This window comes from Pseudonocardia sulfidoxydans NBRC 16205, assembly GCF_007989085.1.
Taxonomy (GTDB): Bacteria; Actinomycetota; Actinomycetes; order Mycobacteriales; family Pseudonocardiaceae; genus Pseudonocardia; species Pseudonocardia sulfidoxydans.
Map to the genome: position 1 here is coordinate 1 of NZ_BJVJ01000198.1, position 682 is coordinate 682.

The following is a 682-nucleotide window of genomic DNA, read 5'->3' on the forward strand; positions in this document are numbered from 1 at the left end:
CGGCGCCGAAGTCGGCGGGGCTGCCGAGCCGGCCGGCGGGAACCTCGGCCAGCGCGCCGTCGAGCGCCGGGCCCTCGGAGCCGTAGACACCGGTGACCCGGTCGGTCTCGTGCAGGCCGGGCTGCACCGAGTTCACGGTGACGCCGTCGGACGCGATCTCCCGGGCCAGCGTCCGCAGGAAGCCGGTCGCGCCGGAACGCGCGGTGTTCGACAGCGCCAGGTTCATATACGGCTGGCGCACGCCCAGCGACGTGATCGCGACGACCCGCCCCCACCCGCGCTCCCGCATACCCGGCGTCGCGGCCAGGCACATCGCGACGACCGCGAGCAGGCTCCGGTCCAGCGCGGCCTGGTAGGCGTCGAGCGGCACCTCGGTGACGGTCCCCGGGCCCGGGCCGGGGCCGTTGACGACGAGGATGTCGACCCCACCCATCCGCTCGGCCGCGCCCTCGACGAACGCCGTCGCCCCCTCGGGGCCACGCAGGTCGGCGACCAGCCACCCGGTGGCACCGCCCAGCTTCTCGGCGGCGGCGCGCGCCCGGTCGGCGTCGGAGCTGCAGATGGTCACCGTCGCGCCCTCGGCGACGAGCGCCTCCGCGCTGGCGTATCCCAGCCCCGTGCTGGCCGCGGCCACGGCCGCCCGCTTCCCCGCGATCCCGAAGTCCATGCCCTCATCCTCCCG

1 protein-coding gene is annotated in these 682 nt (G+C 76.5%); it reads right to left on the reverse strand.

Annotation, left to right across the window (positions count from 1 at the left end; translation table 11 throughout):
- On the reverse strand, positions 1-667 hold a 667-nt coding region (locus PSU4_RS31010), incomplete at its 3' end, for an SDR family NAD(P)-dependent oxidoreductase (RefSeq protein ID WP_147116247.1).
- Positions 668-682: the final 15 nt, after the last annotated feature.